We start from the raw sequence: 6,426 nt of genomic DNA, 5'->3' as shown, positions 1-6,426 counted from the left end.
TTCCACGCGTACCCATCCCGAACACGACCGTTAAGCCCTCCAGCGCCGATGGTACTTGGACCGAAGGGTCCTGGGAGAGTAGGACGTTGCCAAGCGGATATTCCCTGATAGCTCAGTTGGTAGAGCACTCGACTGTTAATCGAGTTGTCACAGGTTCGAGTCCTGTTCGGGGAGCCATGCTCTCATAGCTCAGCAGGTAGAGTGCTTCCATGGTAAGGAAGAGGTCACCGGTTCGAATCCGGTTGAGAGCTCCACAGATTTGCAAGGCCCGTTGGTCAAGGGGTTAAGACACCTCCCTTTCACGGAGGTAACATGGGTTCGAATCCCATACGGGTCACCAACTTTTACTTGTACTTACCCTTAGAGGGTCCCATAGATATGGAGGCTTAGCTCAGCTGGGAGAGCATCTGCCTTACAAGCAGAGGGTCGGGGGTTCGATCCCCTCAGCCTCCACCATAATCTTCCTGAGAGATTATGGGCAACATAGAGGTACCATCAATGGGGATTAGCCAAGTGGTAAGGCAACGGACTTTGACTCCGTCACTCATAGGTTCGAATCCTATATCCCCAGCCAAGTGCGAGCCATTAGCTCAGTTGGTAGAGCACCTGACTTTTAATCAGGGTGTCGAAGGTTCGAGTCCTTCATGGCTCACTTTTATTATTACATGCGCGTGTGGCGGAATGGCAGACGCACCAGACTTAGGATCTGGCGTTTCACGACGTGGGGGTTCAAGTCCCTTCACGCGCACCACTTATTGCGGACGTGGCTCAGCGGTAGAGCATCGCCTTGCCAAGGCGAGGGTCGCGGGTTCGATTCCCGTCGTCCGCTCCATAATTTTTGCGCCCTTAGCTCAGCTGGATAGAGCGTTTGACTACGAATCAAAAGGCCGGGAGTTCGAATCTCTCAGGGCGCGCCATTTTTTTATTAAGCAATTATAATATTTTAACGGGATGTAGCTCAGCTTGGTAGAGCACCTGGTTTGGGACCAGGGGGTCGCATGTTCAAATCGTGTCATCCCGATTTTCACCTTTGCGGGTGTAGTTCAATGGTAGAACTTCAGCCTTCCAAGCTGATAGCGTGGGTTCGATTCCCATCACCCGCTCCATAATTTTATAGTAACGGGATGTAGCTCAGCTTGGTAGAGCACCTGGTTTGGGACCAGGGGGTCGCATGTTCAAATCGTGTCATCCCGATACTCAGCTTAATTGCTCTTAGAAAGCTCTTACTTCGGTAAGAGCTTTTTTTGTTATGTATAGAATTAAAACACGCATAAATTCATATAACATATGTTCTATCATTCTTCCAAAAGAAACTGTACTTCTGGCGGAATGCCAATCCGTAGATAATAGCTTTTACAGGATTCTTCTTGCTCAGGATTACTGCCTGTGGATAGTAGCTTTACAGCAAAGACATTAGCTTGACGTTCAAGCTTCCCAGGAGAGAAGTAGGAGCTTTCCTCTAGAAAAAAGCGGTTAATCCCCTTATGAAGACGATCATGTCCTAATTCATGCGCACAAACGAAGCGCTGCCACTCAACTGGCAACTCATTATGAATGACGATAAATCTTCTTCTTAGTTTTCGGTAATATAATCCCTTTGTGCCTGTCCCAAGGTTCATGAAACGAATGTGAATACCTAGCGCTGAGGCCAGCTCGAACGGACAGTTGGTTTTATATTTTTTAATCAGATTATTGATCAGTTCATCCATATTCTTCACCTGCAGCATGTTAGTGTTGTTATTAAGTGTTGTTGGATTTATTTCTTTTGTTCATCTGTTTGGCTTCCCAGAATAAGCCGGTCAGTACATCTTTTATCCTCTGCTTGTCATCCTTGTCTAATGGGATTCCATCAAACATCAGCTCTCCATCATCCTCCAGCATTTTACGGAAGTCACGTTTGTCCTTGCTTGTAGCCCACTCTGGGACAATCTCTTCGCTTGGAAGAGCCTGTTCCTGCAAATACCCCGCTTGATCCATTAGCTCCTCGTACGGGACTCCTGTAGCCTCTGCTATTTTGCGTAATGTAGTCGGCTTAGGAACTCCTCTTAGACCATTTTCAATCCGTGAAATCTGTGATCCGCTAATGCCTGCTGCTGCTGCCAATTGATTAATAGTGAGTCCCTTAGTTTCGCGAAGTTGCTTCATATAATCCCCAAAATCCTGTTTCATCTCAACCACTCCTTATAGACTGAAGCTTATGTAATTAATATAAGCCATTTTTGCCAATTGGTAAACAACAAAGCGTATATTATTGCCAAAAGGCAAGATAATGGAGGGAAAGCTATTCTTTTTCGCCCAAAACAGACTCAAACGGGGTTTTACGAGATTGGTAGAGAAGTGGTATATTATAGAAAAATACGAACAGAATACGAACACTTTTATATTTTAGCACATTGCTTAGGAAACTTCCGCAATTTAATCTCATTCTGTTAAAACCTAAAGGAGTGCATAAAATGATGAACTTATCTGCTTTACCAGAGTTGGACCGTCGCCGAACCCAGGTCGCTATAGAGAGCATGTTAGAGAAATACCGTATTTTTAAGACCGTTACATTTGAGGCTAAGGAAGCCAGTACTACTTATTCGTATACAGAAAGATTTCATGGTCCTACGAATACTGTTACTGATCAGACTGCTGCGATAGCTTCTTATAATGTGGATATACCGGCTGCTAGGAGGGCTTTTTGCTCGGCGATAGACTCTGTGGTAGAAAGACTCGATACGAGGGAACAGCAATTAGTAAGGGAGCGTTATATGAAAAGAGACGAAACGTACGATTATACGATTTACAATCATGTGTTTGATCCACCGGTGAGTAAGGACACTTACGTGAAGATACGCTCGAAGGCTTTTTATAAGATGGCTTTGGCTTTAACGGATCTCGGTCTACTGTCCCTTAACACTTTAATAACAGCACCTAGAGTGAAGAAAGAGAAGATTAGTATTACTTAAAGAGATATAGACGGTTACTAAAGACTGTGTCGTCCGAGCGGATGATGCGGTCTTTTTTTTATGATTTTATGTTCCTCCGAAAAACCGCTCTATACCGTCCCAAAGCTAGCTTAAACCTCGTCGGTATACCGTCTCTGCAAGGCAAATAGGGGTGTATATTTATAACATGGCAAATGAAGCAAAAAGAACACCGCAAGAGCATGAATGCTCTGCTAATAGTTCAACCCTAGTGGTGATGAGAACAAATCTAGCGGTGAAAGATTCTTTTGGCATTGGCCTAGTGTAGAAGGGTATTATCCAACATTGGATAGTATCCTTTTTGTTCTTAATTTTAGTAGAGGGGGTGTCTTCTTAAATGTTAATGCAATTGAAGGTTAACACCATCAAAGATCGGCGATCCGCCGCAGATCAGAAAGGAATGGAGTGATGTCAGTACAACAATTACGAGAACACATTACGAGTGCGCTGGAGCGGTATTTTCCAGATGTGCCTGTGTATGTGGAGGGGGATAAACCTCAGACGGCTTATTTTTATCCCGGACTGATCTCAGCGACACTGGATCGGCAGCGGGAAGGCAGGTATTTGGCGGTCTATCGCTTCGGTATCCGTTATGAACAAGGCAGTCTTCTGGAAGCTGAGAGAATGGCAGATAAGCTGAGTGAGGCAATGGCAGGGATGGAGCAAGAGGGTGGCTCCTTTCGTGTAGCTAGGCAAGCCTGGGAAGCTGGGGTAGAGGGGCATGGGCCGCTTTTTACAACAGACTATATGGTGTATTTGCAAAGTGAGAAGCCTGACCCTATTAAGATGGGACAAATGATAGGAGGAGAAAGACTGAAATGAGCACAAAGGTGAGTAATGGAGATCGTTTTGGTAAAGAGCAGATTGTGAATTCATCGCTTTTTACGGTTAAAGAAAAGGATGTGCTGAACGTTATTTTGCAGGATGACAAAAGTTATACGATCGAAGAAGCGAAGCAATCTATGGGATTGTTTATTAATAAGGAGGTTTTGAACTAATGGCAGGCGGAACATGGACAACTCAAAATAAGGTACGCCCCGGGGTGTACGTAAATGTAGCATCGAATCAAGGTGCCATCGGCAAAATGGGAGAACGCGGAATTACTGCTTTGGCACTTGCCTTATCTTGGGGAGAACCCGGAGTGATCATGAAGATTACCCCGCAGGACGATGTAAATAAGCTGCTAGGTTATGATTTGGAACATCTAACATTGCTGCCAGTACGCGAAGCGCTGAAACGTGCGGGAACGCTACTGCTCTATCGATTGAATGAAGGGGTTAAAGCGGCGGTCACGAACAATGGTCTACAGGTTACGGCTAAATATGGCGGTCTACGCGGAAATGATCTTTCTGTTGTTATTGAGAAGAATATTGAGAATAATGCTCTTTTTGATGTAAAGACACTGCTGAATGGTACTGATCTGAATAAGCAAACGGTTGGAACGGCTGAAGAGTTGGTCGCTAACGATTATGTACAATTCCAGAAAAATGGCGCAGAAGGCTTGAAGCTAACCGCAGGGATGCCGCTTATTGGCGGAGCTAATGGTACGGTGACAAATGGTGCGCACAGCGATTTCTTGTCTGCTCTTGAGGTGCTTGAGTTCCAAACGGTTGGACTAGTATCGCAGGATAGTACGCTTAAGGCGCTGTATAGCTCTTGGGTGAGAAGACTGCGGGATACGGAAGGTAAGAAAGTGCAGGCTGTACTATCGGATTATGCTACTGCGGGTCATGAGGGTGTGATCAGCGTGAAGAATGGGGTAGTACTGAGTGACGGAACTATGATTGATAACAACAATGCTGTTGCTTGGGTGGCCGGTGCTACGGCTGCTGCAGCGGTGAATCAATCACTGACTTATCTGGGCTATGACGACTCGGTTGACGCTGATGTACGGCTTAGCCATTCTGAGACGACAGCAGCTTTGCTGCAAGGCGAACTGCTCTTTACTTACAGTGGAGGGCGAGCTGTGGTGGAGCAAGATATTAACACGTTTACGGCATTCTCTCCGGATAAAGGTAAGGCATTCTCTAAAAATCGTGTGCTACGCGTGCTGGATGGGATTGTGAATGATCTGAAGCGTATTTTTGAGAACTACTACATTGGTAAGGTAGCGAATAATGAAGATGGACGGGCTCTGTTCTGGTCACAATGTGCGACTTATATGAATGATTTGCAGGATATGGGTGCGATTGAGGGCTTTAACGCGCAGACAGATGTTGTCGTTGTGGCTGGTGCGGATAGTGATAGTATCGTGCTGGATGTGGCTGTGAAACCGGTAGATTCCGTAGAAAAAGTATATATGAAAGTGAAGGTGGTTTAAGATGGCATTTTTAAAGGCTAGTGATACGATTTCCGGCCAGGAGGGCCGTGCGTATGCCGTGATTGGCACGCAAGCTGAAGAGATGTTCTATGTGAAGACGCTTGAAGCAACGGTAGAAAAAACAAAGGCGGAAGTGAAGACACTCGGCCGACGTGGTGTTCAGCATAAAGCGACTGGCTGGTCGGGCAGCGGTTCGATGACGATTTTTTATATGACTAGCCGTTTCCGCCAGATGATGCTTGATTATATGAACACAGGTGTCGATCAGTATTTCGATATTGAGGTTACGAACGAAGACCCATCGTCCAGTGTGGGAGCACAACGTATTATTTTAAAAGGCGTGAACCTTGATAGTGTCATCATGGCTTCTCTTGATACAGAATCAGATGCGCTGGAAGAAGAAGTGAGCTTTACCTTTGAAGACGTGCAGATTGTGCAAGCTTTTGGCGCTCCAGCAGGCTCTGGAAACTAATAAAGACAACTAGATAGGAGCAAGTAAGGCCCGGGCGTGCAGGTGAGCGGCGGGTCTCTTCTCTGTCTAGTTAGTAGTACTAGAAGAAACTAAATCATTTTAGGAGGAAGACAATGAGTGAATTAAGTTTGTTTTTTGCGCAAAATGTAGCATGTGACACGACCGAGGAGTTTGTGGTATCGCAGCGGTTTAAGGATAAGGAAGGAAACGCGGTTGCCTGGAAGCTACGCAGTATGAACGAGGATGAGAATCAGGAATGCCGTAAAGCAGCTACTCGTAAGGTCAAAGGTAAGAACGGAGTGTATACCTCCGAGATTGAACCGAATGATTATATGGCTAAGCTTATGACTTCAAGTGTGGTACATCCGGATCTGAAAAATGCCGAGCTACAGCGTTCTTATGGTGTCCTTGGTGCTGAAACACTGCTGCGAAAAATGCTGCTTCCGGGTGAATTCGCGGCATTGGGTGAACGAGTGCAAGCCTTGAATGGCTTCGGCACAGATATGAACGAGCTGGTGGATGAAGTAAAAAACTAATCAACGAGGGCGACAGCGAAGCCAACTTGGCTTACTACGCCCTCCACGAGCTGCACATTTTACCGCATGAGCTGATGAAGCTGTCTTCGCGCGAACGTGCCGCAATCTATGCGATGATTTCTGTTCGGG

At 45.9% G+C, this 6,426-nt stretch carries 8 protein-coding genes, 12 tRNA genes and 1 rRNA gene; 19 read left to right on the top strand and 2 right to left on the bottom strand.

Annotated elements, in window-relative coordinates; translation table 11 throughout:
• From rrf to ACFWMP_RS27985, 13 genes are all read left to right on the top strand, one after another.
• Positions 1-95: ribosomal RNA gene (gene rrf, locus ACFWMP_RS28045) — 5S ribosomal RNA — on the top strand; the annotation flags it as partial.
• Between the two features lie 6 nt (positions 96-101).
• Positions 102-177 (top strand) — tRNA-Asn (locus tag ACFWMP_RS28040).
• 1 nt (position 178) lies between these two features.
• A tRNA-Thr gene (locus ACFWMP_RS28035) sits at positions 179-254 on the top strand.
• A gap of 11 nt (positions 255-265) precedes the next feature.
• Positions 266-340 (top strand) — tRNA-Glu (locus ACFWMP_RS28030).
• A 40-nt stretch (positions 341-380) separates the two neighbouring features.
• Positions 381-456 (top strand) — tRNA-Val (locus tag ACFWMP_RS28025).
• 43 nt (positions 457-499) lie between these two features.
• Positions 500-574, top strand: a tRNA-Gln gene (locus ACFWMP_RS28020).
• Between the two features lie 5 nt (positions 575-579).
• A tRNA-Lys gene (locus ACFWMP_RS28015) sits at positions 580-652 on the top strand.
• Positions 653-667: 15 nt separating this feature from the next.
• Positions 668-751, top strand: a tRNA-Leu gene (locus tag ACFWMP_RS28010).
• A 6-nt stretch (positions 752-757) separates the two neighbouring features.
• Positions 758-832 (top strand) — tRNA-Gly (locus tag ACFWMP_RS28005).
• A gap of 8 nt (positions 833-840) precedes the next feature.
• Positions 841-917 (top strand) — tRNA-Arg (locus ACFWMP_RS28000).
• A gap of 30 nt (positions 918-947) precedes the next feature.
• A tRNA-Pro gene (locus ACFWMP_RS27995) sits at positions 948-1,021 on the top strand.
• An 11-nt stretch (positions 1,022-1,032) separates the two neighbouring features.
• Positions 1,033-1,106: transfer RNA gene (locus tag ACFWMP_RS27990), tRNA-Gly, on the top strand.
• Positions 1,107-1,120: 14 nt separating this feature from the next.
• A tRNA-Pro gene (locus ACFWMP_RS27985) sits at positions 1,121-1,194 on the top strand.
• Between the two features lie 101 nt (positions 1,195-1,295).
• Here the strand turns inward: ACFWMP_RS27985 and ACFWMP_RS27980 are convergent.
• Together ACFWMP_RS27980 and ACFWMP_RS27975 are read right to left on the bottom strand one after the other, a co-directional pair.
• Positions 1,296-1,709, bottom strand: coding sequence for an ImmA/IrrE family metallo-endopeptidase (locus ACFWMP_RS27980; protein ID WP_042194594.1), 414 nt, complete (start codon positions 1,707-1,709; stop codon positions 1,296-1,298).
• A gap of 31 nt (positions 1,710-1,740) precedes the next feature.
• On the bottom strand, positions 1,741-2,169 hold the full coding sequence (locus tag ACFWMP_RS27975; protein WP_341051529.1) for a helix-turn-helix domain-containing protein: 429 nt from the start codon (positions 2,167-2,169) through the stop codon (positions 1,741-1,743).
• A gap of 287 nt (positions 2,170-2,456) precedes the next feature.
• On the opposite strand from ACFWMP_RS27975, the gene ACFWMP_RS27970 reads away from it, so the two are divergent.
• From ACFWMP_RS27970 to ACFWMP_RS27945, 6 genes are all read left to right on the top strand, one after another.
• The gene (locus ACFWMP_RS27970) at positions 2,457-2,951 is read left to right on the top strand and encodes an ArpU family phage packaging/lysis transcriptional regulator (protein ID WP_042194591.1); all 495 of its coding nucleotides are present in this window, start codon (positions 2,457-2,459) and stop codon (positions 2,949-2,951) included.
• 426 nt (positions 2,952-3,377) lie between these two features.
• Positions 3,378-3,791, top strand: a complete 414-nt coding sequence (locus tag ACFWMP_RS27965; protein ID WP_379425501.1) for a phage tail terminator family protein — start codon at positions 3,378-3,380, stop codon at positions 3,789-3,791.
• Positions 3,788-3,967: a hypothetical protein gene (locus tag ACFWMP_RS27960; protein ID WP_076300987.1), complete on the top strand. Its 180-nt coding sequence runs from the start codon at positions 3,788-3,790 to the stop codon at positions 3,965-3,967. The genes ACFWMP_RS27965 and ACFWMP_RS27960 overlap by 4 nt, the downstream gene beginning before the upstream one ends.
• Positions 3,967-5,289, top strand: a complete 1,323-nt coding sequence (locus ACFWMP_RS27955; RefSeq protein ID WP_379425499.1) for a phage tail sheath family protein — start codon at positions 3,967-3,969, stop codon at positions 5,287-5,289. Before ACFWMP_RS27960 ends, ACFWMP_RS27955 begins: the two co-directional genes overlap by 1 nt.
• A gap of 1 nt (position 5,290) precedes the next feature.
• On the top strand, positions 5,291-5,761 hold the full coding sequence (locus ACFWMP_RS27950) for a phage tail tube protein (RefSeq protein WP_042192125.1): 471 nt from the start codon (positions 5,291-5,293) through the stop codon (positions 5,759-5,761).
• A 113-nt stretch (positions 5,762-5,874) separates the two neighbouring features.
• Complete coding sequence (locus tag ACFWMP_RS27945; RefSeq protein WP_042131197.1) at positions 5,875-6,297, top strand: phage tail assembly chaperone; 423 nt, start codon at positions 5,875-5,877, stop codon at positions 6,295-6,297.
• Positions 6,298-6,426: the final 129 nt, after the last annotated feature.

This window comes from Paenibacillus sp. NPDC058367, assembly GCF_042723305.1.
Lineage (GTDB): Bacteria > Bacillota > Bacilli > Paenibacillales > Paenibacillaceae > Paenibacillus_AQ.
This window is presented reverse-complemented; position numbering and strand designations above follow the sequence as displayed.

What these genes read in the sequence shown, in the direction of transcription:
- ACFWMP_RS27970 (WP_042194591.1), top strand. Translation starts at nt 2,457, where the DNA reads ATGAACTTATCTGCTTTACCAGAGTTGGACCGTCGCCGAACCCAGGTC.
- ACFWMP_RS27960 (WP_076300987.1), top strand. Translation starts at nt 3,788, where the DNA reads ATGAGCACAAAGGTGAGTAATGGAGATCGTTTTGGTAAAGAGCAGATT.
- ACFWMP_RS27980 (WP_042194594.1), bottom strand. Translation starts at nt 1,709, where the DNA reads ATGGATGAACTGATCAATAATCTGATTAAAAAATATAAAACCAACTGT.
- ACFWMP_RS27955 (WP_379425499.1), top strand. Translation starts at nt 3,967, where the DNA reads ATGGCAGGCGGAACATGGACAACTCAAAATAAGGTACGCCCCGGGGTG.
- ACFWMP_RS27950 (WP_042192125.1), top strand. Translation starts at nt 5,291, where the DNA reads ATGGCATTTTTAAAGGCTAGTGATACGATTTCCGGCCAGGAGGGCCGT.
- ACFWMP_RS27965 (WP_379425501.1), top strand. Translation starts at nt 3,378, where the DNA reads ATGTCAGTACAACAATTACGAGAACACATTACGAGTGCGCTGGAGCGG.
- ACFWMP_RS27945 (WP_042131197.1), top strand. Translation starts at nt 5,875, where the DNA reads ATGAGTGAATTAAGTTTGTTTTTTGCGCAAAATGTAGCATGTGACACG.
- ACFWMP_RS27975 (WP_341051529.1), bottom strand. Translation starts at nt 2,169, where the DNA reads ATGAAACAGGATTTTGGGGATTATATGAAGCAACTTCGCGAAACTAAG.